This window comes from Allobosea sp. 10L417 (assembly GCF_056395485.1).
The window spans coordinates 766,756-791,171 of the sequence record NZ_JBFTJP010000002.1; the positions used below are offsets into that span (position 1 = coordinate 766,756).

Consider the following 24,416-nt stretch of genomic DNA (forward strand, 5'->3'; position numbering starts at 1 on the left):
CGGCCGGTTCAGTCGAATTCTTTGCGGAACTTCTCGCTCACTGTTGTTGCCGAGCGGAAGCGCCCGATCGAGAACGGCTCCAGAGGGGTCGGCGTCCCACCGTCGAGGATCATCTCGCTCAGGCAGAGCCCCACGCCGGGGCCGATCTGGAAGCCATGGCCGCAGAAGCCGAAGGCGTGGAACAGCCCAGGCGTCGTCTCGCTCGGGCCGATCACCGGGATCATGTCGGGCAGATAGGCCTCGATCCCCGACCAGACGCGGATGACATGGCATTGCGCGAGCATGGGCGCGACGCGCGCCAGCGCCTTCATCGCGGCGAGCGTCTTGAGCGGCGGCACGGGCGCGCGGTTCGCCAGCGGGTCGGCGGCCGTGCGCGGATAGCCGGCGAGAATGATGTTGCCGCGCGGAATCTGGCGGAAGATGACCGAGCCGTCGATCGCCTGGACGGAAGGCTCGATCAGATAGGGGAAGGGTTCCGTCACGAACTGAGGCGGGCCGGCGGGAAACAGCGGCGCCGTTTCGCCGAAGCGCTCCGCGATCTCCAGCGCCCAGGCACCGGCGCTGTTGACGAGCGCGCCGCAGCTCAGAGTCCCGCCATCCGCGAGCGCCAGCACGAAGCCATCGCCCGAACGATCGATCGAGGCGACGCGCGTGTTCTCGCGAATGACGGCCCCATGCCGCGCTGCGGCGCGCACGACGGCGGGCGTGGCAAGGCGCGGATTGGCGGTGGCGTCACGGGCCGAGTAGGTGGCGGCGACGGCACGCTCGGTCAGCCAGGGCCAGCGCCTCCTCAGATCGGCGGGGCCGACGCGCTCGATGGCGAGGCCATAGGATTCGGAGATTTTGGCGTAGCCTTCGAGCCTGGCGTGCTCCTCCTCGTCATAGGCGAGGTAGAGGTGCCCGGTCTGCTCGAACTCGCAGTCTTCGCCGATCAACGCTTCAAAATCCTCCCACAGCGCCTGGGAGCGGAGCGAGAGGGGGTACTGGCCGGGAAATCGTCCCTGGAGGCGCAGATTGCCGAAGTTGACGCCGCTCGACTGGGCGCCGACGACGCCCTTCTCGATCAGGGTCACGCGCTGGCCGCACCGTGCCAGGAAGTAGGCGGTCCAGGCGCCGATGAGCCCGCCGCCGACGATGGCGACATCCGTCGTGGGCCCGTTCATGCCGCATCTCCGGCTGCCGCGAGCGCGATCGGCTTGACCGGCGCCTGGCCACGCAGCCGCCCGGCTGCGACGCCGTCGCCACCGGCACCGGCCGCGACGATCTCCTGCAGGGCCGGGCCGCAGACGCGGCCTTGGCAGCGCCCCATTCCGCAACGTGTCATCGCCTTCACCCGGTTGACCTCGATCGGGCCGAGCTCCTTCGCCATAGCCGAGCGGACCTCGCCGATGGTCACGTTCTCGCAGCGGCAGAGGGTCACGGAATCGGGCAGGCCTGCGATTTGTGCCTTCGGCCAGGCGAAGGCGCGCGCAAGCCCGCGCTGGAAGTCGCGCAGGCGCTCGACCCGTCGTGCCAGTGCGCGTGCGGCGTCGATTTCTTGGGCCTGCCCGAGATCGGACAGGATCGCATGGGCGGCCAGAGCCCCGCTTGCCTCAGCGGCATCGGCGCCGCCGATCCGCACGCCGTCGCCGGCCAGATAAAGGCCCGGCCGCGACCGGCCCATTCCGTCGATCACCGGCAGGAACAGCCTAAAATCGGCGTCGTAAGCGAATTGCGCCCCGGCCAGGTCGGCAAGCTGCGTTTCGGGCTTCAGGCCATAGCCAAGCGCCACCGCGTCGCAGGCGAAGCGGCGCTCGCGTCCGCCGGTGTCGCGCAGCACGAGCGCCTCGACACGGTTCCGGCCCTCGATTGCGATCGGCGTCACCCCATGCAGCATGGCGGTTCCTGCTTGCAGCGACGCTGCCATATACCAAAGCCCGCGGAGCAGGGTGCGCGGCGCTCTCAGCAATGCCGGAAAGGCGGCGAGCTTGGCCGCAAACGGGGTGGTGTCCGCGATGACGGCGATCTCAGCGCCCATGTCGCGATACTGCTTGGCCGCCAGCGCCAGCAGCGGCGAGGCGCCGAGGAAAGCGACGCGGCTCCCGATCAGACAACCCTGATCCTTGAGCGCCACCTGTGCGCCGCCGAGGGTGAAGACACCCGGCAGCGTCCAGCCGGGCAGGGGAGCGATACGGTCCATCGCGCCGCTCGCGATCAGAAGCTTGTCGAAGGACAGCGCCTCGGCCTTGCCCTCGTGCAGGAGATGCAGCTGGTTGCCGTCGATGGCCCATACCAGCGTGCGCGGGCGATAGTCGATTGCGGGGAGGAGCGCTTCGAAACGGCTGTGCAGCGCGGTGTAGCGCTGCGCTTCCGAGCCCATCAGGCGGTTCATGTCCAAGGCGAGGTCTTCGGACGGGCGGCGATAGCCTTGCCCACCCGCCCTGGCCCCCTCATCGATCAGAATGGGCCTCAGCCCTTTCGCGCACAGCACCTCGGCAGCGCCGATGCCGGCCGGGCCGGCGCCGATGATGACGATCTCAGCCATGAATRGCGGCCATCGGCTGCGGCTCGGCGAACAGGATCATGCCGTCGGAGACCGGCGTGGTGCAGGCCCTGATCCGTCCGCCTTCCGCGCTCCAGACCCAGCAGTCCTGGCAGGCGCCCATGAGGCAGAAGCCGGCGCGCGGCTCGCCGCCGAACTCGAGCCGGCGGATCAGTGCGCCGCTTTCGAGCAGCGCTGCAAGAACGCTGTCGCCCGCCGTCGCCGTTATGGTCGTGCCTTCGAAGCTGAGCGTCGCCTGCTGTCCGGCGCGCACCGCCACGCGGCGGAACTGGGGCTTCGGAGCGTCCATGCGAATCCTGATAGATTATTTCAATGCAATAAATTCTCTTGAATAATGATAAGTCGGCAGTCGGGCTGTCAAGCGCTTCCTCGGCGCTGCTCAGACGCGGGAAATGGCGTGGGCGGTTGCGATGACGAGCGAGGAGAAGCGCGCAACGACCTCGGCATGGCTGTAACGCGACGTCGAAGTGGCGATATTGACGGCGGCCTCCGGGTGACCGTAATGATCGACGATCACGGCCGCTATCGAGGCATCACCGAGATAGACCTCTTCAAAGGCGGTGGCGTAGCCCTGGGCCGCCGACTGGCGCAGCTTCTCGCGCAGCGCCTCGCGCTGCCAGGTGGTCGAAGGGGTGTGTTGCTTGAGGTCGGACGCATCGATGATCGCCATCGCCTCCTCCTCGGGCAGGCGCGACAGCATGGCGATGCCCGGCGCCGTCGCATAGGCCGGCATCCGTGTGCCGATGATGACGTCGGTATTCAGCACGTGCCGGCTGAGGAAGCGTGAGACGAAGATGATCTCGGTCCCGTCCCGCACGGTCAGGTTGATGGTCTCCTCCGTCTCCTTGCTGAGATGCATGAGATAGGGCATCGCCCGGTCGAGCAGGCGGCTGCTGCGCACGAAATGGTAGCCGAGATCGAGCGTCTTGGCGGTCAGTTCGAAGCGCTTGGTCTGCGCATCCTTCCTGAGATAGCCGAGCTTGGTCAGCGTATGCGTAAAGCGCTGCGCGGCGCTGAGGTCCATGCCGGTTTCGGACGCGACCTGCGACAGGTTCAGTGTCTGGTGCTGGCGTCCGAAGGCGGAGAGCACCCGGAACGCCTTCTCGACCGAATTGACCATCAGCACGTCGTCCTTGCGGCCGGCTCCTTCGCCTGCCGCGGCTGCGCGCTTGCGGCCGTTCTGTCTCGCTTCGGGCATCGTCATCGGGGCCAGCTCTCCTGAATCGATCAATGGCTGTGACCGACGGCCTTGACAAGGTGGCGCAACTTCGTCGACTATTCAATAGAAGTTATCGTATAGAAATAAACATTCATCGGAGAGCGTCATGAAGGATTCCGTTCTGGTCGAGGTGCGCGGCGCGGTCGGCATCCTGACCCTCAACCGCCCGCAGGTCCTCAACGCCTGGAATGCGCCGATGCGCGCCCGCCTCGTCGAGGGGCTGGAGGAGCTGGAGGCGAACCAGGCGGTGCGCGCCATCATCCTCACCGGTGCGGGCGATCGCGCCTTCGGCGCCGGCCAGGACCTGAACGAGACCAAGACTTTCGATGCCGACCGGGCCGAAGTCTGGATGGGCGAATGGGAGCGCCTCTACGACCGGATTCGTTCGCTCTCGAAGCCGATCATTGCGGCGCTGAACGGCGTTGCAGCCGGCTCTGCCTTCCAGGTCGCGCTGCTCTGCGACCTGCGTATCGGCCATGACGGCGTCACCATGGGCCAGCCCGAGATCAATTCCGGCATCGCCTCGGTCACCGGTCCCTGGATCATGAAGGAGATGATCGGGCTTGCCCGGACGATCGACCTGACCCTGACCGGCCGCATGATGGATGCCGACGAGTGCTTCCGCATCGGCCTGATCAACCGGATCGTGCCGAAGGAGAAGGTCATGGAGGCAACGCTTGCCCTGGCCGATGAACTCGCGGCGAAGGCGCCGGTCGCCATGCGGCTCAACAAGGCCCGCTTCCGCGAGGTGACCGAGGAGAGCTTCCGCGAGTGTCTCGCCGCCGGCATCCGCACGCAGCGCGAGGCCTACGCCTCCGGCGAACCGGCGCGGATGATGGAAGAGTTCCTCGCCAAGCGCGCTGCGCGCAAGAGCGCCTGAAGGCCAGAGCGCCTGCTGATCTGACCACCCATGGGGAAATGCGGAAAACCGCTTGAAGGGGAGAAGACGATGAACAAAACCACGAATCCGACGAGGCGTACCCTGCTGCAGCTCGCTGGCGGCGCTGCCGCCGGCGCGCTCGCGGCGCCCTATCTCATCGGCACGGCCAGGGCGGCGACCCAGATCACCGTCGCCGATCCCGGCGGCCCGTTCGGCCTGGCCTTCCGCAAGGCTTTCTACGATCCCTTCGAGAAGGCGACCGGCAACAAGGTGGTCAACGTCGCCCGCGAAGCCGAGCCGACCGCCCAGTTCAAGGCGATGGTCGAAACCAAATCCTATACCTGGGACGTCTGCACGCTGACGCTCTCGGCCCGCGATATCCTGAAGGCGCAAGGGTTGCTCGATCCGATCGGCTTCGCCCATGCCGACGTGCCGAAGCTGATGCCGCAGGCGATCTCGCCCGAATTCATGGGCACCGACGTCTATTCGACGATCTTCGCCTACCGGACCGACAAGGTGAAGAACGCGCCGGCGAGCTGGACCGACTTCTTCAATGTCGAGAAGTTCCCGGGCCGGCGCTCGATGCGCAAGAACCCGATCGACAGCCTCGAGCAGGCCCTGCTCGCCGACGGCGTGCCGCTCGACAAGCTCTACCCGCTCGATGTCGAACGCGCCTTCAAGGTGCTCGACAAGATCAAGCCGCATATCGCGGTCTGGTGGACCGGCGGCGCCCAGTCGACGCAGCTCCTGCAGAGTGGCGAGGTCGACATGACCACGGGCTGGAACGCCCGCCTTCAGGCGGCGATTGATGGCGGCGCTCCGGCCAAGATCATCTGGAACCAGGGCCTCTATTCGATCGAGGGCTGGGGTCTGCCGAAGGGGGGGCCGAAGGCGGATGTCGCCCGCCAGTTCGTCCGCTTCTGCTCGGACCCGAAGGCGCAGGCGGTCTTCACCGACGCCCTGGCCTATGGCCCGACCAACCTCGACGCCTATCAGACGATCCCCGCCGAGCGCGCCAAGGTCCTGCCGACCTCGCCGGAGAACCTGAAACTGATGGCCATCGCCAATGAGGATTGGTGGAGCGCCAACCGCGCCAAGGTGAGCGAGCGGTTCAACTCCTGGCTCCTGACCTGATGGCGATGGCGACGAGCGCCGCGATGACCATGACCCAAACAAGAACCGCCAAGCTCGTCGTCGAGGGCCTGTGCAAGCGCTACGGCGCGACCACGGCCCTCGAGCCCAGCTCGCTCAGTGTCGCCGAGGGCGAGTTCCTGACTTTGCTGGGGCCTTCGGGCTCCGGCAAGACGACGCTGCTGCAGCTCATCTGCGGGCTGGTCGAGGCGAGCGAGGGCAGGGTCGTCATCGATGGCCGGGACCAGTCGGCCATGCCGGTGCATCAGCGCGATATCGGCCTCGTCTTCCAGCATTATGCGCTGTTTCCGCATCTGACGGTGGCGGAGAACATCGCCTTTCCGCTCAAGATGCGTGGGCGCCCGGGCGCGGAGATCGCGAAGCGTGTCTCGGAAACCTTGGAGATGGTGCATCTCGGGCATCTCGCGGGGCGCTTCCCGCGCGAATTGTCCGGTGGCCAGCAGCAGCGCGTCGCGCTGGCACGCTGCTTCGTCTACCAGCCCTCGATCATCCTGATGGACGAGCCGCTCGGCGCACTCGACAAGAAGCTGCGCGAGCACATGCAGATCGAGATCAAGCGCCTGCACCGCGAGAGCGGCGCCACCATTGTCTATGTCACGCATGATCAGGAGGAGGCGCTCGCGATGTCTGACCGCATTTGCCTGATGAACCATGCCAAGATCGAGCAGCTCGGCACACCGCGCGAGATCTACGAGCGACCGCGCACCGCTTTCGCCGCCGATTTTATCGGCATTTCCAACATCTTCCGCGGCCGCTGGGACGGCAACGGCTCGCTTGAAACGGCGCATGGCCGCTTCGCCTTGCCGCGCGGGGCGCATTGCGAGAGCCAGGATGCGGCGCTGGTGATCCGGCCCGAGAACCTGCGCCTCGGCGCGCTGGACGAAAACGCTGTGAACGGGCGGGTCTGCGAGATCGTCTATGCCGGCTCCGAGACGCGCGTCATCGCCACGCTCAAGGATGGCGGTCAGCTCGTGTTGCGCCTCGGCCCCGACGATGCGGTGCCGACGATCGACGAGGTCATTGTCGCCGGCTGGCCACGCGACAAGGCGGTGCTGGTCGCATGAGCGCCGTGAGCATCAGCAGCGCGCCGGCGCGCACGAGCAGGCTGCGCCCCAATGCCCTCTGGCTGGCGGTGCCCGGCATCCTGTTCCTCGCGGTCTTCTTCGTCTGGCCGGTCGCGCAGCTCCTCGGCCTGAGCATCGTCGACCCGGAGAGCGGAGCTTTCTCGGCGGGCTCCTATCAGCGCATCGCCGCGACCGACGTCTATCTGCGCGTGCTCGGCATCACCTTCCGCATCGCCGGCTGGACGGCGCTGTGGTCGCTGCTGATCAGCTATCCGCTCGCTTACTGGCTGGCGCGCCTGCCCGATATGTTCCGGGGGCGGATGCTGCTTTTCGTCATGGTGCCGTTCTGGACGAGCTATCTCGTCAAGACCTTCGCCTGGATGCTGATCCTGGGCCGCAGCGGCGTGATCAACTCCCTGCTGACCGGCTCGCATGTGGTCGACCAGCCGCTGTCGCTGATCAACAACCAGTTCGGCGTCATGGTCGGCATGGTCCACGCCATGGTTCCGTTGGCGGTGCTGACCATGCTGCCGGTGATGGCCGGCATCGACCGGCGCCTCGTTCAGGCGGCGCAGACGCTGGGGGCCGCCCCGGTGCGCGCCTTCTGGCTGGTCTATTTCAAGCTCTCGCTGCCCGGCGTGGCGGCGGCGGGGCTGCTCGTCTTCATCTCCTCGCTCGGTTTCTTCATCGTCCCGGCCTTCCTCGGCGGGCGCCAGGAGACGATGCTCGCGCAGCTCATCATTACGCAGGTGCAGGAGCTGCTGAACTGGTCCTTCGCCGGGGCGCTCTCCGCGATGATGCTGGCGGCGGCTCTGATTTCCTGCGTTGTCTACGACCGGATCTTCGGGCTCTCGACCATCGCCGGCGGCTCGGCTCAGGTCGGCACCGGCCGTATTCGCGACCTCGGCCTGGCGATTCTCTCCGCCATCGCGGCGGTGGTGGGGCGGCTCGCGGAGTTCGCACGCTCGCTGCTCGGCAAACGCGTCTGCGCGATGCTGCTGCCCGGCTTCTGCTGGCTCGTCATCGCCTTCCTGGTGTTGCCTACGCTGCTCGTCATCCCGCTGGCCTTCACCTCCTCGCAGTTCCTGGAGTTCCCGCCGCCCGGCTATGGGTTGAGCTGGTTCCAGACCTATTTCAGCTCGCCTTTGTGGATTCAGGCGACGATCCGCTCTTTCGCGGTTGCCTTCGTCACGGCCCTCGCGGCGACAGCGATCGGCGGCTTCACGGCGCTGGCTCTGGCGAACAGCCGCACCCGCTGGGCCGGGCTGATCTTCGCCTTCTTCCTCGCGCCGATGATCGTGCCGCGCATCGTCATCGCCGTCGGGTTGTTCTACCTTTTCGCGCGGCTGGGGCTGATCGCGACCGATCTCGGCCTCGTCATCGGTCACACGGTGCTGGCGATTCCCTTCACGCTCGTCACCACCGCCGCCGTGCTGAAGACCTATGACCAGCGCCTCGATCAGGCGGCGGCGACGCTCGGCGCCAACCGGGTGCGGACGCTGACGGGCGTCACCATCCCGTTGGTCAAGGGCGGCCTCGTCGCCGCCTTCCTCTTCGCCTTCATCACCTCCTTCGACGAACTGACCATCGCGATCTTCGTCTCGGGCGGCATCAAGACGACGCTGCCCAAGCAGATGTGGGACGACATGATCCTGCAGCTCAACCCGACGCTCGCGGCGGTGTCCGTCGTGGTCTTCGTCGTGGTGACGGCGATGCTGCTCATCGCGGAACGCTTCCGCTCCTCTTCCCGACACGACTGACCGACGAACATGACGCCCCCCGACGAAAACGGCTTCGTGAGCCTTCTGACAGCGCATGCCAAGGCGCAGCCGGAGCGCGTCTATGCGCGCTTCTGCGGCGAGCCCGTGACTTATGCCGAGATCGAGCGGCGCTCGGCCGCCTTCGCCGGACATCTGCGAGCGCGCGGCATCGTGGCCGGCGATCGGGTCGCCGTGATGATGCGCAATTCGATCGCGGCCATCGCAGTGGTCTTCGGCCTCGCCCGGGCCGGCGTCGCCTGGGTGCCGGTCAACGCCCAGCAGCGCGGCGAGGGGCTGCGCTATCTTCTGACCCATTCGCAACCACGCCTCGTCGTCGCCGATGCCGAGCTCGTGCCGGAGATCGCCGAGGCGATGGCGTCGGAAGCGGAGCTGCCGCGGCTCGCGCATGCGCCGGGCGGCGAGCTCGATGCGGTTCTGACCGGCACCGACGTCTTCGAGGATCCCGCGCCGCCGGCCGATGCGGTTTTCGCGATCATGTACACCTCCGGGACGACCGGGCGGCCGAAGGGCGTGATCGTCTCGCACCGCATGCTGCGGCTCGCGGCGGAGAGCGTCGCGCTGCTGTCCGACGCGAAGCAGGATGACGTCTTCTTCGTCTGGGAGCCGCTCTACCATATCGGCGGCGCGCAGCTCCTGCCCCTGCCGATGATCCGAGGCATCACGCTCGCCATGGTCGAGCGATTCAGCGCCAGCCGCTTCTGGGATCAGGTCAGGGCGGAGGGTGCGAGCCATATCCACTACCTCGGCGGCATCCTGCAAATCCTGCTCAAGCAGCCGGCTTCGCCGCGCGATCGCGAACATGGCGTGCGCATCGCCTGGGGCGGCGGCTGTCCCGCCGACATCTGGCCTGCGTTCCGCGATCGCTTCGGCATCGATATCCGCGAATGCTACGGCATGACCGAAGCTTCCAGCCTCACGACCTGCAATGTGACCGGTGCCGTGGGATCGGTCGGAACGCCGATGCCGTGGTTCACGGTGAAGCTGCAGGATGCCGAGGGCAGGGCGGTCACCACCGGCGAGCGCGGTGAGATCGTGATCGAGACCAGCATCCCCGGCGCGATCTTCCCCGGCTATCTCGACAATCCGGAGGCGACGGCGAAGGCCCTGCGCGCGGACGGCTTCCACACCGGCGATCTCGGCTCCTTCGATGCCGACGGCAATCTCTATTTCCATGGCCGGATGACCGACAGCGTGCGCTGCAGGGGCGAGAACGTCTCGGCCTGGGAGGTCGAGCATGTCGCGGCCGAGCATGAGGCGGTCGAGGATTGCGCGATGATCGGCGTCGCCGCCGATGTCGGCGAGCAGGACATCAAGCTCTTCATCAAGCCGCGCGGCGGCGCCGTCATCGATCCGCAAGCGCTGTCCGGCTGGCTCGGCCAACGCCTCGCGCCCTACCAGAACCCGCGCTACATCGCCGTCGTCGACGAGTTCGAACGCACGGCGAGCCAGCGCATCATGAAGCATAAGCTCTCACCTCGGCTCGATGATTGCTGGGACAGGGCGGCGATGGCAATCGGGCGCTGAGATGGCTGGCTGCGATATCCTTGTTTCCGGAACCGGCGGCTTTGCTGCGCGCATCGCCTTCGACATCGCCGCGACGGCCGACGAGCCTGTCGAGGTTGTTATCGCCGGCCGCAATCGCGAGCGCCTGAACTGGCTGCGGACCGCTGCGAATGCCCGCGCGGCGCTGTTCGGCAAGAAGGCGCGCTTTACCACCCATGCGGTGGACCTGCTTGCTCCGAACGCCTCGGACGAGATGCTCGCGGAGACCGGCCCGCGAATCGTCGTCCAGGCTGCCTCGATCCAGACCTCGCAGGTGATCGCCCAGAGCGGCAATGCCTGGACGCAGCTCGTGGCCGAGGGCGGCCTGAGCGCCACGGCGGTGTTCCAGGCGCTGCTCTCGTCGCGCGTCGCTGCGGCGATCACGCGCGCCGGCAAGCCGGTGACACTGGTCAATTGCGGCTTTCCCGACGTGGTCAACGGCATGATCCGCGCGATGGGCCATGACGTCGCCTGCGGCATGGGCAATGTCGCGATCCTGTCCAACGTCTTCGCCGGTTCGGCCGCCACGCCAGCGGGAAGCGAGGTCGAGGTTCTCGCCCACTACCAGAACCTCGCTGCCTGGCGCCGCCGGCCGGAAGATCGGGGTGGGCGGCCGCCGCGCGTCTGGCTGGACGGTGCTGAGGTTGCGGACGTCTACGCGCGCTTCGCAGACATCCAGCTCACGCCCGAACCGGTCATCGAGATCTCCGGCGCGAGTGGCGTCCCGATGCTGCTCGCCATGGCCGCTGGCCGCTCCTGGCGCGGGCATGTGCCGGGGCCGAACGGCCTGCCCGGCGGCTATCCGGTCCGGCTCGTCGATGGCGCGCTCGAACTCGACCTTCCGGCGGGCATCACAGAAGCCGAAGCCGTCGCCTGGAATGCGTCGTTCGAGCAGGAAAACGGTCTCGTCGTCTCGCCTGAAGGCAAGGTCGTCTTCACCGGCATTCTCGGCGGCAGGCTCGCCGAACACTGCCCCGCTCTTCGCGACGGCTTCGCGGTGCAGGAGCTCGAGGCGGTGTGCGAGGAACTGCTTGAGCTGCGTTCGGCCCTGATGCAGAGGGCTTAGCGCGCGTCAACTCGCCAGCGCGCCGCGAAGCAGGCTCGCGGCGAGCGCCAGCATCATGACGCCGATCGCGAGATCCAGGATGCGCCACGCTGCCGGCTTGGCGAAGAGCGGCGCCAGGAAGCGAGCGCCGAAGCCCAGCGAAGCGAACCAGGCGAAGCTCGCGCTCGCCGCTCCGGCCATGGCGCTGGCAGCAGTCGCCGCCGTCGCGCGCGAAGGCAGTTTCGAGAAGGCGGCGGCGGCGCTGGGCGTTACGCCGTCGGCCGTCTCCCAGCGCGTAAAAGGACTCGAGGAAAGGCTCGGAGCGATCCTCCTGACGAGAGGCACGCCTTGCCGCCCCACGGAGATCGGCGCCAGGCTGTGTGCCCATGTCGAGCAGGTCCGGCTCATCGAGACCGAAGTCGTCGGCGCTCTGCCCGGGCTGACGGCCGGTCCGGAAACCGGCTCCTATGCGATGCGTGTCGCGGTCAACGCCGACAGCGTCAGCACATGGTTTCCCCGGGCAGCAGCTCAATTTGCGGCTGAAACAGGTGGCTTGCTCGATCTTGTTCTGGACGACGAGGCCCATAATGCCGAGCGGCTTCGCACTGGCGATGTCCTGGCGGCGGTGACGGCGGACCCGGCCCCCGTCGTCGGCTGCAGAATTCATCCGCTCGGCATCGTCGAATACCTGGCCGTGGCCAGTCCGGTATTTGCGAGCAGGCATTTTCCGGCGGGCGTCGATGCATCGAGCTTGCAGCGCGCGCCGATGATGCGCTTCGACCGTCGCGATGAACTGCAGTCTCGATGGGCGCGGGAGGCATGGGGAGCGACGATCTCGCCGCCCATTCACTGGACGCCATCGACCCAGGGCATGCTGGACATGACGCTTGCCGGGCTTGGATGGTCGATGGCCCCTGTGTCTCTCGCGAGCCCGCTGGTTGCCGCCGGCCGCCTCATCGAGCTGCCGCCTCAGAGGCGGATCGAGGTTGCGCTTTACTGGCAGCGCACACGATTGGCGGCCCGGCTGCTCGACCAGCTCACACTGGCGGTCCGAACCGTTGCGGCGCAGGAGCTTGGACCCGCTGACAGAGCCCAAGAGCCCGCTAGAAAATTCACTGAGCCCTCATCCTGAGGAGCCATTCCCTTGGGAATGGCGTCTCGAAGGATGCTCCAGGAGGCTCCTGAACCCTCTCGACTATCCTTCGAGACGCGCCTTACGGCGCTCCTCGGGATGAGGGCTGGAGTTTCCAGACGGTCTCTAACTGACGCGCGCATGGAAGCCGGCTGACACATCGCTGTTTGCCGCATGTCAAAGACGACGATTGGGCCTGACAACTAAACAAGGGCTCAATTGAACGTCGACTGGAGCCGCGCCATGCAGGCCACGCCATATCGAGACGAGCGGCTGCCGCGTTACACCAGCTACCCGACAGCCCCTCACTTCCACGCGGAAGTGGACGGGCCATCCTATGCGAAGTGGCTGAAGACGCTTGCGGCCGGGACGACCACGTCGCTCTACCTGCACGTCCCGTTCTGCCGCTCGATGTGCTGGTATTGCGGTTGCCACACCACGGTGGCGCTGCGCAACGGCCCGATCATCGACTATCTCGCAGCGCTGCGCGGCGAAATCGCTTTGGTGGCCGAGCACCTTTCCTCTCCCGTCGACGTGCGTCACATCCATTTCGGCGGCGGCACCCCGACGATCCTCGAGCCGGCGGATTTCGTCGCGCTGGTCGGATTGCTGCGCCGGCATTTCACCGTCCACCCCGACGCCGAGATCGCGGTGGAGATCGATCCGCGCCGCCTCGAACCGCCCATGGCTGCCGCCTTGGCCGCTGCCGGCGTGAACCGCGCGAGCCTCGGAGTGCAGAGCTTCGACCCTGCCGTGCAGAAGGCGATCAACCGCATCCAGAGCGTCGAGCAGACCGCCGCCGTGGTCGCGGGGCTTCGCGAGGCGGGAATCGGCGCCATCAGCTTCGACCTGATCTACGGCCTGCCGCAGCAGACGCTGCAATCCTGCCTCGACACGGTCGAGCAATGCCTGGCGATGCCGCCCGACCGCTTCTCGATTTTCGGCTACGCCCATGTGCCGGAATTCAAGAAGCGCCAGCGCCGGATCGCCACCGCGGACCTGCCCGGCGGACCTGCGCGGCACGAGCAGGCGGAGGCAATGGCGCGCAGCCTCGCCGCGGCCGGCTATGTCCGCATCGGGCTCGATCATTTCGCCCGGCCGGACGATGCGATGGCCCGGGCGCTGCCGGAAGGCCGGCTCCGCCGCAACTTCCAGGGCTACACAACCGATCCCTGCGAGGCGCTGATCGGCTTCGGGGCATCGGCGATCGGGCACCTGCCGCAGGGCTATGTCCAGAACGAGGTGGTCACCGGCCGCTATGCGGAGCGCATCGCCGAGAGCGTGCTGCCCACAGCCAGGGGCTACCGCTTGAGCGCCGAGGACCGTCTGCGGGCGGAACTGATCGAGCGCGTGATGTGCGATCTCGCAGTGGATATCGACGCGGTCTGCGCGCGGCACCCTGTCGATCCCCAGGTGCTGACCCCTGCGCTGCGCGCCCTCGATCAATTGGCGTCGGAGGGGGTGGTCGACTTCGACGGCAGCCGCGTGCTGCTCCCGGAGAATGCGCGCCTGTTCGTGCGCAAGGTCGCGTCGGTTTTCGATGCCCATGTCGAACAGTCGCCGCGCCGCTACAGCCGGGCCGTCTAGGCGTTCTCCGCCATCGCCATCACGCTATTCGGGGGGGCCCGCCGCGGTCATCGCGCGCATCTGGCTGCCGAGCTTGGCTGCTCTGGGTGCGTGTGCTCGTCGGCATGTCCGCGCTCAGGATGGCGAAGCGCCGTCGGCCGCCGCTGGCTCGCCTTCGTCGGCATTTGTCGGGTTGCGCACTAGCCGCGGCGCCGTCGCGTCAAGGAGCGGCAGCGCTGCCGCGCCGAGCGCTGCGGTGAATTGGCCGGTGGCGCCGCGCTGGACACGCGGGACAGAGCGATCGCCACGCCTCGCCACCGAGAGCGGCAACGGCCCGGCTGCCGCGATCAGTGCATCGATGATGCTGTCCGGCATCGCGCCGCCAAGCACAATGGTCTCCGGATCGAACAGATTCTCCAGCAACCCCAGCACTGGAGCGAGCAACGACCCCGCCTGCGCGATCCAGCCCGTCACGACGGGATGCCCCTCGGCATGGAGGCGCGCGATTCCGTCGGCATCGATCTGGTCGATGCCGGCGCGGCGCAAAGCGTCCCGCAGCGCCGCCGGCGAAACATAGCGTTCCAGGCAGCCCTGGCGGCCGCAGATGCAGGCCTCGCCATGCGGCACCACCGGAATATGGCCGATCTCGCCGGCATTGCCGAAGGCGCCGCGATAGGGCTCGCCGTCGAACATCAACCCAAGGCCGAGACCGAGGCCGAAATAGACCAGGCAGAAATGCCGCAGATTGCGGCCGATCCCGTAGAGATGTTCTCCGACGGCGGCAGCGGTAGCGTCGTTTTCGATGGTGACCGGGGTGCCGAGCGCCGCGCTCATCAGCGCCGTGACATCATGACCGGTCCAACCCGGCAGCGCCGTCGAGCCGACGGTGAGCGTGCCCTCGAAATCGAAGGGGCCGGGCATCACGACCCCGCAGCCGAGCAGTCGCTCCGGCAGCCCTGGCGTCGCCCGCGCCCGCGCCAGCTCCGCCGCAGCAAGTGCCTGCACCGCCTCCACCGCGAGGTCGGGGAGGGGGGCGACGCGCTGCGCCCTGACGTCCCCGGACAGGTCGACCAGCACCGTGGTGATGTGGTCCGCGGCGATTTCCATGCCGGCGGTCAGGCCACCATCGGCATTGATCGCGAACTCGACCGGCGGCTGGCCCCGCGCCGTGCGCCGGCGGCCCAGCTCGATCAGATATCCCTCGTCCAGCAACTCGGCGACGATGTTCGAGACGGTCTGGGCGGTCAGCCGGGTCAAGTGGGCGATGTCCGAGCGGCCGAGCCGGCCATGCTGTCGCAAGGTCTCGAGCACAACGCGGCGGTTGTGGTGGCGCGCCCGCTCGGGGTTGGCGCCGAGGGCGGCACTATGCGCTGGGGAAGGCTTGCGGTGAGGCATCGGGAACCAAGCTTCTTCGTCTGGCCAAGCTGCGACGGCTATTAATTCAATTCAAGTGAATTAATAGGTTGACAGCGATCCGGTGCCGGGAAAAGCATGGCGCCAGACAGCCCAGCCGCCGGAGAGCGGAGCAACCGGGCGTCGTAACCAGAGGGGAGAGGCCATGCGCGGCTTTCGCGGATTGTTCCTGGGCATGTTGATGTCGGTCGGCGCCATCGCCGGCGCCCGCGCCCAGGCGGTCGAGATCGAATATTGGCAGTATGTGTTCGACGCTCGCGTCAAGGCGATGAACGAGCTGATCAAGCGCTTCGAGGCCGCCAATCCGAACATCAAGGTCAAGCACACGACCTTCCCCTATGCCGACTACCAGACCAAGATCGTCGCGGCGGCGCCCGCCGGCCAGGGGCCGGACGTGGTCCAGCTCTTCTACGGTTGGGTCGACAACTTCATCGCCGGCAAGGTCATCCGGCCGCTGCCGCGCGACGCCTTCCCGCCGGAGATGATCGAGAAGGAATTCTATCCGATCGTCTCGGCGATGAAGCGCGATGGCGAGTATTACGGCCTGCCAACGGCGGTGCGCTCGCTGGCGCTGTTCTACAACAAGAAGATTTTCCAGGAGGCGGGTCTCGATCCGGCCAAGCCGCCGAAGACGCTCGACGAATTCCTCGACGTCGCCAAGAAGACCACCAAGCGCGACGGCGCCGGCAACATGCTGCAAGCCGGCGTGACGCTCGACATCCCCGGCCAGGACTATCACTGGTGGCGCGAGGTGCTGCTGCGCCAGATGGGCGGCAAACCCTATTCCGACGACAACAAGACCGTCACCTATGACAGCGAGGCCGGCGCCAAGTCGCTGGCTTGGTATGCCGATCTCCAGCGCGTCCACAAGGTCGGGCTCGCCGGCTTCATGGACGAAGGGCAGGCTGCCTTCCGCGCCGGCCGTGCGGCGATGACGATCGACGGCTCGTTCCGCCTCGGCGCATTCGGGGGCATCAAGAACTTCGAATGGGGCGTCGCAGAGCTGCCGGCCGGCCCGGACGGGACGAAGTCGAACTTCGCCAGCTATTGGGTCAACGCCATCACCACGAAGCCGACCGGCGAGAAGCTCGAGGCTGCCAAGAAGTTCATGGCCTTCGTGACCACGCCTGAATCGATGCAGCTCTGGCTGGAGACGGTCGGCGAGCTGCCGGCGCGCAAGTCAGCCGCCGAGACCGAGAAGAACCTCGCCCATCCCGTTTACGGGCCGTTCCTGAAGGCGCTGAACTATTCGCAGGCGACGGTGTTCGTCGACGAGATGCCGCAGCGCCAGGTGATCCTCGACATGGCCAACCGCGTTCTGCTCCAGGACCAGGAGCCCAAGGCGGCGCTTGCCGAGGCCGCCAAGGCCGAGCAGGCGATCCTCGACCGCTTCTACAAGAAGTGACCGCGGCGGTCTGAGCAGCCCATCGGGACAGGACGCATATGACGATCGACACCGGCGTCGCCCGCTCCGGCGGGCGCCTTTGGCAAGGCCTCAGCCTGCGGCAGAAGCAGGTCGCCTGGGCCTGGACCTTCCTGGCCGTGCCGATCCTGTTCTACGGGCTGGTCCGCTTCTATCCGACGCTCGAGGCCTTCGTGATCTCGACCACGAAGTGGAACCTGATGACGCCGCCGACCTTCGTCGGCCTCGCCAATTTCGAGCGCCTGCTGACCGATCCCGTGTTCTGGAAAGTGTTCGCGAACACCTTCCTCTACCTCGTCATCGGCACGCCGCTGAGCCTGATCCTGTCCTTCGTGATCGCCTATCACCTCGACCGGGTCCGCTTCATGCACGGCTTCATCCGGGCGCTCTACTTCCTGCCCTTCCTCACTACGGCGGCGGCGATGGCCTGGGTCTGGCGCTGGTTCTACCAGCCGGTGCCGATCGGCCTGTTCAACAATTTGCTCGCCGGGCTCGGCATCGCACAGCAGCCCTTCCTGCGCTCCACGACGCAGGCGCTGCCTGCCGTGCTCGCTCCGGCGATCTGGGCGGGGCTGGGCTTCCAGGTCGTGATCTTCCTCGCCGGCCTGCGCGCGATCCCGACCACATATTACGAGGCGGCGCGCATCGACGGGCTTCCCGATTTCGCCATCCTCAGGCGGATCACCCTGCCGCTGCTCAAGCCGACGATCATCTTCCTCGTCGTCTTCTCCTCGATCGGATTCCTGCGGATCTTCGATCAGGTCTACAACATGACGAGCCAGACGAGCAGCGATCCCGGCGGTCCCCTGAACGCCACCAAGCCGCTCGTGCTGATGATCTACCAGACTGCATTTTCCTCGTTCGACATGGGCTATGCCGCCGCCCAGACCGTCGTGCTCTTCCTCGTCCTGCTCTGCGTCTCGCTGCTGCAGCTCCGCCTGCTGAGGGATCGCTGATGAGCGCCATCGCCTCGTCTCCTGCCGGCCGCGCCACGCCGGGTCGCATCCTCGTCTGGCTGCTGCTCTTCGGCGGGGGCCTCATCATGGTGACGCCGCTTGCCTTCATGTTCGCGACCTCGCTGAAGGATTCCTCCGAGATCTACGATCTCGCCTTCTTCCCGGCCCATCCGACGCTCGAGAACTACGTCACGGTTCTCTCTGACGGCCGTTTCCTGCGCTGGTTCGCGAATTCCTTCGGCATCGCGGCCGTCGTGACGCTCTCCAACGTCTTCTTCGACAGCCTTGTCGGCTACACGCTGGCGAAGTTCCGGTTCCGCGGTCGCTATCTCGTCTTCATCGCCATCCTCTCGACCCTGATGATTCCGACGGAGATGCTGGTCATCCCCTGGTACGTCATGGCCAAGAACTTCGGCTGGCTCGACAGCTACTGGGGCATCATGTTCCCGGGGATGATGACCGCCTTCGGCACCTTCCTGATGAAGCAGTTCTTCGAGACGGTGCCCAACGACTTCCTCGAGGCAGCGCGCGTCGACGGCCTCAACGAGTTCGCAATCTTCTGGCGTATCGCCATGCCGCTGGTGACGCCGGCACTCTCGGCGCTCGCGATCTTCACCTTCCTGAGCAACTGGACGGCCTTCATCTGGCCGCTGATCGTGACGACCAGCAAGGAACTCTACACGCTCCCTGTCGGCCTCACGAGCTTCGCCGTCGAGGCGCAGGTGCAGTGGGAGCTGATCATGACGGGGGCGGCGCTTGCGACCCTGCCGACGCTCACCGTCTTCCTGGTGCTGCAGCGCTACATCGTCCGCGGTGTCGTGCTCGCCGGGTTGAAGGGATAAGGTCCGATGAAAGACAACACCGACCCACGCCTGCGCGACAACTCCGTTTTTCCCGACCCGGTCTACAAGGAGACGGTGCTGCGCCCGCTCTTCGACGGGGCGAGGACCCATCACGTCGAGGGCTTCCGCGCCATCGACCGCGCACATCTCCTCATGCTGGCCGAGACAGGCATTCTCCCCTGTGAGGCGGCTGCGGAGATCGCCCGAGCCCTCATTGCGATCGAGCAGGAAATCGATCCCGCGACTCTCAGCTACACCGGCGAGGTCGAGGATTATTTCTTCCTGGTCGAGGCCGAGCTGCGCAAGCGCCTGAAACCGGAGGATGACGGCCGGCTGCACACCGGCCGGTCCCGCAACGACATTGACCACACCTTGTTCAAGCTGGCGCTGAAGCCACGGCTCGACCGGCTAAGCCAACGTCTGCGCGCCGTCATTGCCGCTGCGCTGACGCTGGCCGAGCGCGAAAAGGCGACGCTGATCGTCGCCTATACCCACGGTCAGCCGGCCCAGCCCTCGACGCTGGGACACTATCTCGCCGCCGCCATCGAGGTGATGCTGCGCGACCATCAGCGGCTGATGCAGGCGCGCGAACTCCTCGATCGCTGCCCGATGGGTGCCGCAGCGATCACCACATCCGGCTTCCCGCTCGATCGTCACCGTGTCGCGCATCTGCTCGGCTTCAAGGCGCCGCTGCAGAACTCCTATGGCTGCATTGCCGCGGTCGATTACGTGACCAGCGTCTTCAGCGCGGTCGAACTCGTCTTTCTGCATCTCGGTCGCGTGATCCAGGACCTGCAGTTCTGGACCGCCTTCGAGGTCGGGCAGATCTATGTTCCCAATGCCTTCGTGCAGATCTCCTCGATCATGCCGCAGAAGCGCAATCCGGTGCCGATCGAGCATCTGCGCCACCTCTCCTCGCAGACGATGAGCCGCGCCCGCATGGCCCGCGACATCGTCCACAACACGCCCTTCACCGACATGAACGACAGCGAGGGCGAGACCCAGGAAGCGGGCTATCAGGCCTTCGAGACGGGTGAGCGCGTGCTTGATCTGCTCGCCGCGCTGCTGCCGACGCTTACGGTCGACAGCCGCCGTGTCGCCGAGACGATCCGCCGGTCCTGCATCACGATCACCGAGCTTGCCGACACGCTGGTGCGCCGTGAGGGGGTGCCGTTCCGCGTCGCGCACGAGATCGCCTCGGCGGTCGCGCGCGCCGTGGTCGCGAAGGATGGCGACCTGCAGCGGGATGGCTACGAGGCCTTTGCGAATGCCTTCCGCCATGCCGCCGGTCGCGAGCCTGCGCTGAGCCGCGAGGATTTCGCGCTCGCCGTCTCGCCGGAGAACTTCGTCGCCCTGCGCGAGCGTTTCGGCGGGCCGGGCCCGAAGGCCTTGGGCGCAGCGCTGGCCGGCTATCGCACCGGGCTTGCTGCAGCCGAGGACGCCGCCACCGCGATGGCGCAGCGCGAGGAGGCCGCGCGGCAGGAATTGAACGGCGCATTCGCCGCCTTGGCAGGAGCCGTCTGATGGCCGGGATTGCGATCGAGAAGCTGGTCAAGCGCTATGGCCCGACGCAGGTCGTGCACGGCATCGACCTCGACATCCGCGATGGCGAGTTCGTCGTCTTCGTCGGCCCCTCCGGCTGCGGCAAGTCGACGACGCTGCGCATGATCGCCGGTCTCGAAGAGATCGACGGCGGTTCCATCGCGATCGGGGGGCGCGTCGTCAACCAGCTGGAGCCCAAGCAGCGGAACATCGCCATGGTGTTCCAGAACTATGCGATCTACCCGCATATGAGCGTGGCCGAGAACATTGCCTTCGGCCTCTACACCTCCGGGCTCGACAAGGCGCAGAAGCGCAAGCGCGTCGAGGAGGTCGGCGAAGTGCTCGGCCTGACCGCGTTGCTGGAACGCCGGCCTTCGGCCCTGTCCGGCGGCCAGCGTCAGCGCGTCGCGATCGGGCGCGCCATGGTGCGCGATCCGGCCGTCTTCCTGTTCGACGAGCCGCTCTCCAATCTCGACGCACAGCTGCGCGGGCAGATGCGGCTCGAGATCAAGCGGCTGCATCAGCGGCTTGGCACCACCATCGTCTTCGTCACCCACGACCAGGTCGAGGCGATGACGCTGGCCGACCGGATCGTGGTGATGCGCGACGGGCGCATCCTGCAGGTCGGTGCGCCGATGGAACTTTACGAGAAGCCGGCGGATGTCTTCACGGCCCGTTTCATCGGCTCGCCGACGATGAACATCGTGCCGGCGAAAGCGACCTCCGAAGCCGGTCGGAGCATCCTCCAGCTCGGCGAGGCCCCGCTCTCCTGGTCCGGCCCGCTTCCGGCCGACCTGCTGGTCGGCGTCCGCCCGCAGGAGTTGCGCGTGCTGGAGCCGGGCGAGGGCGCTGACCTCGTTCTCTGCGGGCCGGTCGCAGTGGTCGAGCCGCTCGGGCCAGAGACCTTCGTGCATGTCGAGGCCGAGGGCGGCCTCCTGCTTGCCTCGGCGCCGGCCAAGCGGCCGCCTGCCATCGGCGCCGCAGTCAGGCTCGGCGCACCGGCATCGGCGCTGCGTCTGTTCGACGCCAAAAGCGAGCAGGCCCTGTGATGGCCGATCGACCACAGTCGGACGGTCTGGTGCTGAGCATTGGCCGGCTCTATTGCGATCTCGTTTTCCGGGGATTGGCGGCCATGCCGCGGCTTGGCGAGGAGCGTTTCGCCGACGAGGTCGCCGTCGTGCCCGGTGGCGGCGGCTTCATTACCGCTGCGCATCTGATCGGGCTCGGCCGGGCGGCCGGCCTGCTCGCGCGCCTCGGCGAGGACCCGATCTCGCAGGCGCTGCGGCCCGCACTGGAAGACAGCGGCGTCGATCTCGCCTTTCTCGAATGTGCGGCCGATGCCGGTCCGCAGCTCACCGTCGCGATGATCAAGGATGGCGAGCGCGCCTTTCTCTCGCGCCGTGCCGGCCCGGCACGCCCGGCGACACTGGAGGCAGCACTCGCCGATACCCGTGCCTGCCATCTCCACATCGCCGAATTCGCGACGCTGGCCGAGATTCCCGATCTGACGAGCGAAGCCCGCCGGCACAACCTCACGGTCTCGCTCGATCCGAGCTGGGACGACGCGCTCATCCGCTGGCCCGATCTCATCGCGCGATGCAGCGGCATCGATATCTTCCTGCCCAACGCCGCCGAAGCCTGCGTGATCGCCGGCTGCGACGATCTCGACCTCGCGGGGCAGCGCCTCGCCGAGCACTTCGCCTTGGTGGCGATCAAGGATGGCGGCGCCGGTGCCCGGCTCTACCACGGCGGCGAGCAGATCATCCTGCCCGCTGCGCCTTGCCGTGAGGTGCTCGATACCACCGGCGCCGGCGACGCCTTCAATGCCGGCTTCCTTGCAGCCTGGCTTGCGGGAAGCTCGCCCGCGCGTGCGCTCGCCGAGGGCATCGTCAGCGGCACGCTTTCGGTGCAGAGTGTCGGGGGGGCAGGCAGCAGGCTCGACCCGCGGCAGGTGGGTCACCTCGCCGACCAACTGCTCGAAACACCTTTGCGCCGTCATGGTTGAAGCACTGCTTACCCTGGAAGCGGCCGAGTCCGCAGCGGTCGCGCTCCGCCAACGGGCGGAGAACGCGGCCATCATGGTCGATCTGGCCGAGCGCCTGCGCATCAAGCGGCCGGCCTTCGTCACGACCTGCGCGCGCGGCTCGTCGGACCATGCCGCAACCTACGGCAAATATCTGATCGAGCTGGCTCTCGGTCTGCCGGTCGCCTCGCTCGGACCCAGCCTCGCTTCGGTCTATGGCGGCGAGCTCGACCTCTCCCGAGCCTTGTTCATCGCCGTGTCGCAGTCGGGCCGCAGCCCCGACGCCCTGCGCCTGACCGAAGCCGCAAAACGCGCCGACGCGCTCGTGGTCGGCTTCGTCAATGACGAGGCCTCGCCGCTCGCCGGGATGGTGGACGTGCTCGTGCCGTTGCGGGCCGGGCCGGAGCACAGCGTCGCAGCGACCAAGAGCTTTCTCGCCACCTGTCTCGCCTTCCTGCATCTCACGGCTGAATGGACACGGGACGATGCCCTGTCCGCCGCGCTGGCGCAGGCGCCCGAAGCGCTCGGCGCTGCCGGGCACTGCGACTGGGGACCGGCTCTCTCGACCTGGCGCGAGGCGCGTAGCCTCTATGTGATCGGGCGAGGCCTGAGCTTCGGCATCGCGCAGGAGATCGCGCTCAAGTTCAAGGAGACTTGCCGGATCCACGCGGAGGCCTTCAGCGCCGCCGAGGTGCGGCACGGCCCGCTGGCTCTGGTCGAGCCGGGCTTCCCGGCGCTGGCTCTGGACCCCGGCGACGAAGGTAGCGCGAGCGTCGCCGCCGCCGCATCTGCCCTGGCGCAGCTCGGCGCGGACCTGCGCTATGCCGGTGCGAGCGAGGAGAGGGGCGACAAGAGCCTGCCCCTGCCGCTGCCGCCTGCGCTGCCCGCTCCGTTGCTACCCTTGGCACAGGTTCGCGCGTTTTACGGTGCGGTCGCAACGCTGGCGAAAAGCCGCGGCCTCGATCCCGATCGGCCGCCCCATTTGGCCAAGGTAACGCGGACGGTGTGAGCGGGCGTCGTCGGCGGTCCGGCGCGGCCGAACAGCTTGTCCGCGACAATCGCGACGCTGAGCGTGCCGGGGTCGAGGCATCCCGCGAGACATAGCCGGCTCGTCGAAGATCTTGCCGGGGAGGGCGGTGAAACGAACCCCGAAAGTAGTGCCTGTCGGCGGATTCGTATTGTTTCGAAAGATTATAAACTAGACAATAATAATTGACAGCTTTGACGCTTGGGAATCTAACGCCGGCCCAGTTCACGAACTGCGTTGGCAGGAGAAGGTCACCATGGCGTCGTACTCGTCCCTTGCTCTCCGTATCGGCGTTCTCGCCGTCACCCTCGCCGCGGCGAACGCGGTTCGGGCTCAGGACGGAATCACGGTCTACAACGCCCAGCATGCCAGCCTGACGCAGGCCTGGGCCGACGGCTTCACCAAGGAGACCGGCATCAAGGTGACGATCCGCAAGGGGTCGGATACCGAACTCGCGAACCAGATCGTCCAGGAGGGCGCGTCCTCTCCAGCGGACGTCTTCGTCACCGAGAATTCCCCGGCCATGGTGCTGGTCGAGAAGGCCGGGTTGTTCGAGACGCTGCCCAAGGACGTTCTCGATCAGGTTCCGGCGCAGTTTCGTCCGGCGAGCGGGCGCTGGACGGGCGTTGCCGCGCGCAGCACCGTCTTCGTCTACGACAAGCGCAAGCTGAAGGAAGCCGACCTGCCGAAGTCGATGCTGGACCTCGCCGACGCCAAGTGGAAGGGCCGCTGGGCCGCCTCGCCGTCGGGCGCCGACTTCCAGGCGATCGTCGGCGCGCTCCTCGTTCTCAAGGGCGAGAAGGCCACGGGCGACTGGCTCAAGGCGATGAAGGACAACTCCAGCGCCTACCGCGGCAACAGCGTCGCCATGAAGGCGGTCAATGCCGGCGAGGTCGAGGGCGCGCTGATCTACCATTATTATTACTTCGGCGATCAGGCGAAGACGGGCGAAAACAGTGGCAATGTCGGGCTGCACTATTTCCGCGGCCAGGACCCCGGCGCCTTCCTGAGCACTTCGGGCGCGGGCGTGCTCGAATCCAGCAAGCACAAGAAGGAGGCGGAGGCCTTCGTGAAGTGGATGACCGGCAAGCACGGCCAGGCCGTGCTGCGCGAGGGCGATTCCTTCGAATACGCCATCGGCAATGGCGAGGCTTCGAACCCGAAGCTGGAGCCGATCGCCAAGCTCGACGCACCGAAGGTCGAGCCCTCGCAGCTCGACAGCAAGAAGGTCACCGAGTTGATGACCGCCGCCGGCCTGCTCTGACCC

The 24,416-nt window shown here is 67.0% G+C and carries 22 protein-coding genes; 16 read left to right on the forward strand and 6 right to left on the reverse strand.

The features are described from left to right. Positions 1-8 precede the first annotated feature (8 nt). The 4 genes from AC1DE3_RS09815 to AC1DE3_RS09830 all read right to left on the reverse strand — a co-directional run bounded on the left by AC1DE3_RS09815 (position 9) and on the right by AC1DE3_RS09830 (position 3,746). Complete coding sequence (locus AC1DE3_RS09815; protein WP_441511412.1) at positions 9-1,163, reverse strand: NAD(P)/FAD-dependent oxidoreductase; 1,155 nt, start codon at positions 1,161-1,163, stop codon at positions 9-11. Beyond that, positions 1,160-2,524 carry an FAD/NAD(P)-dependent oxidoreductase gene (locus AC1DE3_RS09820; protein WP_441511413.1) on the reverse strand — a complete coding sequence of 455 codons (1,365 nt, stop codon included), beginning with the start codon at positions 2,522-2,524 and terminating at the stop codon, positions 1,160-1,162. The genes AC1DE3_RS09815 and AC1DE3_RS09820 overlap by 4 nt, the downstream gene beginning before the upstream one ends. Next, positions 2,517-2,831: a (2Fe-2S)-binding protein gene (locus AC1DE3_RS09825; protein ID WP_441511414.1), complete on the reverse strand. Its 315-nt coding sequence runs from the start codon at positions 2,829-2,831 to the stop codon at positions 2,517-2,519. The genes AC1DE3_RS09820 and AC1DE3_RS09825 overlap by 8 nt, the downstream gene beginning before the upstream one ends. A gap of 90 nt (positions 2,832-2,921) precedes the next feature. Next, the gene (locus AC1DE3_RS09830; RefSeq protein WP_441511415.1) at positions 2,922-3,746 is read right to left on the reverse strand and encodes an IclR family transcriptional regulator; all 825 of its coding nucleotides are present in this window, start codon (positions 3,744-3,746) and stop codon (positions 2,922-2,924) included. A gap of 121 nt (positions 3,747-3,867) precedes the next feature. Between AC1DE3_RS09830 and AC1DE3_RS09835 the strand changes: the two genes are divergently transcribed. From AC1DE3_RS09835 to AC1DE3_RS09860, 6 genes are all read left to right on the forward strand, one after another. Beyond that, a complete protein-coding gene (locus tag AC1DE3_RS09835) occupies positions 3,868-4,641 on the forward strand; it encodes an enoyl-CoA hydratase/isomerase family protein (protein WP_441511416.1) in 774 nt (257 codons plus the stop codon). 69 nt (positions 4,642-4,710) lie between these two features. Continuing rightward, on the forward strand, positions 4,711-5,775 hold the full coding sequence (locus AC1DE3_RS09840; RefSeq protein ID WP_441511417.1) for an ABC transporter substrate-binding protein: 1,065 nt from the start codon (positions 4,711-4,713) through the stop codon (positions 5,773-5,775). Positions 5,776-5,798: 23 nt separating this feature from the next. Continuing rightward, the gene (locus AC1DE3_RS09845; protein ID WP_441511418.1) at positions 5,799-6,857 is read left to right on the forward strand and encodes an ABC transporter ATP-binding protein; all 1,059 of its coding nucleotides are present in this window, start codon (positions 5,799-5,801) and stop codon (positions 6,855-6,857) included. After that, positions 6,854-8,617: an ABC transporter permease subunit gene (locus AC1DE3_RS09850; RefSeq protein ID WP_441511419.1), complete on the forward strand. Its 1,764-nt coding sequence runs from the start codon at positions 6,854-6,856 to the stop codon at positions 8,615-8,617. Before AC1DE3_RS09845 ends, AC1DE3_RS09850 begins: the two co-directional genes overlap by 4 nt. A gap of 36 nt (positions 8,618-8,653) precedes the next feature. Beyond that, a complete protein-coding gene (locus AC1DE3_RS09855) occupies positions 8,654-10,162 on the forward strand; it encodes a class I adenylate-forming enzyme family protein (RefSeq protein WP_441511420.1) in 1,509 nt (502 codons plus the stop codon). A gap of 1 nt (position 10,163) precedes the next feature. After that, positions 10,164-11,246, forward strand: a complete 1,083-nt coding sequence (locus AC1DE3_RS09860) for a hypothetical protein (protein WP_441511421.1) — start codon at positions 10,164-10,166, stop codon at positions 11,244-11,246. A gap of 6 nt (positions 11,247-11,252) precedes the next feature. Here the strand turns inward: AC1DE3_RS09860 and AC1DE3_RS09865 are convergent, their stop codons facing one another. Beyond that, positions 11,253-11,426: a LysE family transporter gene (locus AC1DE3_RS09865; protein WP_476852323.1), complete on the reverse strand. Its 174-nt coding sequence runs from the start codon at positions 11,424-11,426 to the stop codon at positions 11,253-11,255. Here AC1DE3_RS09865 and AC1DE3_RS09870 point away from each other — a divergent pair. Further along, positions 11,425-12,357 (forward strand): LysR family transcriptional regulator ArgP, encoded by a 933-nt coding sequence (locus AC1DE3_RS09870; protein ID WP_476852324.1) that lies wholly within the window; start codon positions 11,425-11,427, stop codon positions 12,355-12,357. The genes AC1DE3_RS09865 and AC1DE3_RS09870 overlap by 2 nt on opposite strands. 243 nt (positions 12,358-12,600) lie before the next feature. Further along, the gene (hemN, locus tag AC1DE3_RS09875) at positions 12,601-13,944 is read left to right on the forward strand and encodes an oxygen-independent coproporphyrinogen III oxidase (protein WP_476852325.1); all 1,344 of its coding nucleotides are present in this window, start codon (positions 12,601-12,603) and stop codon (positions 13,942-13,944) included. Between the two features lie 114 nt (positions 13,945-14,058). Here hemN and AC1DE3_RS09880 read toward each other — a convergent pair whose 3' ends face one another. After that, entirely contained in the window at positions 14,059-15,318 is a 1,260-nt protein-coding gene (locus tag AC1DE3_RS09880) for an ROK family transcriptional regulator (RefSeq protein WP_441511425.1), read from the reverse strand. 163 nt (positions 15,319-15,481) lie between these two features. Here AC1DE3_RS09880 and AC1DE3_RS09885 point away from each other — a divergent pair, with 163 nt between their 5' ends. The 8 genes from AC1DE3_RS09885 (at position 15,482) to AC1DE3_RS09920 (ending at position 24,413) form a co-directional block, all read left to right on the forward strand. Then, on the forward strand, positions 15,482-16,741 hold the full coding sequence (locus tag AC1DE3_RS09885) for an extracellular solute-binding protein (RefSeq protein WP_441511426.1): 1,260 nt from the start codon (positions 15,482-15,484) through the stop codon (positions 16,739-16,741). 38 nt (positions 16,742-16,779) lie between these two features. Continuing rightward, positions 16,780-17,715: a carbohydrate ABC transporter permease gene (locus tag AC1DE3_RS09890; RefSeq protein WP_441511427.1), complete on the forward strand. Its 936-nt coding sequence runs from the start codon at positions 16,780-16,782 to the stop codon at positions 17,713-17,715. Continuing rightward, positions 17,715-18,557 (forward strand): carbohydrate ABC transporter permease, encoded by an 843-nt coding sequence (locus AC1DE3_RS09895; RefSeq protein ID WP_441511428.1) that lies wholly within the window; start codon positions 17,715-17,717, stop codon positions 18,555-18,557. The genes AC1DE3_RS09890 and AC1DE3_RS09895 overlap by 1 nt, the downstream gene beginning before the upstream one ends. 6 nt (positions 18,558-18,563) lie before the next feature. After that, the gene (argH, locus tag AC1DE3_RS09900) at positions 18,564-20,081 is read left to right on the forward strand and encodes an argininosuccinate lyase (RefSeq protein ID WP_441511429.1); all 1,518 of its coding nucleotides are present in this window, start codon (positions 18,564-18,566) and stop codon (positions 20,079-20,081) included. Continuing rightward, on the forward strand, positions 20,081-21,148 hold the full coding sequence (locus AC1DE3_RS09905) for an ABC transporter ATP-binding protein (RefSeq protein ID WP_441511430.1): 1,068 nt from the start codon (positions 20,081-20,083) through the stop codon (positions 21,146-21,148). Before argH ends, AC1DE3_RS09905 begins: the two co-directional genes overlap by 1 nt. Continuing rightward, a complete protein-coding gene (locus AC1DE3_RS09910) occupies positions 21,148-22,104 on the forward strand; it encodes a carbohydrate kinase family protein (RefSeq protein WP_441511431.1) in 957 nt (318 codons plus the stop codon). Before AC1DE3_RS09905 ends, AC1DE3_RS09910 begins: the two co-directional genes overlap by 1 nt. A gap of 73 nt (positions 22,105-22,177) precedes the next feature. After that, the gene (locus AC1DE3_RS09915) at positions 22,178-23,131 is read left to right on the forward strand and encodes an SIS domain-containing protein (RefSeq protein ID WP_476779697.1); all 954 of its coding nucleotides are present in this window, start codon (positions 22,178-22,180) and stop codon (positions 23,129-23,131) included. Positions 23,132-23,405: 274 nt separating this feature from the next. Continuing rightward, complete coding sequence (locus tag AC1DE3_RS09920) at positions 23,406-24,413, forward strand: iron ABC transporter substrate-binding protein (protein WP_441511433.1); 1,008 nt, start codon at positions 23,406-23,408, stop codon at positions 24,411-24,413. Positions 24,414-24,416: the final 3 nt, after the last annotated feature.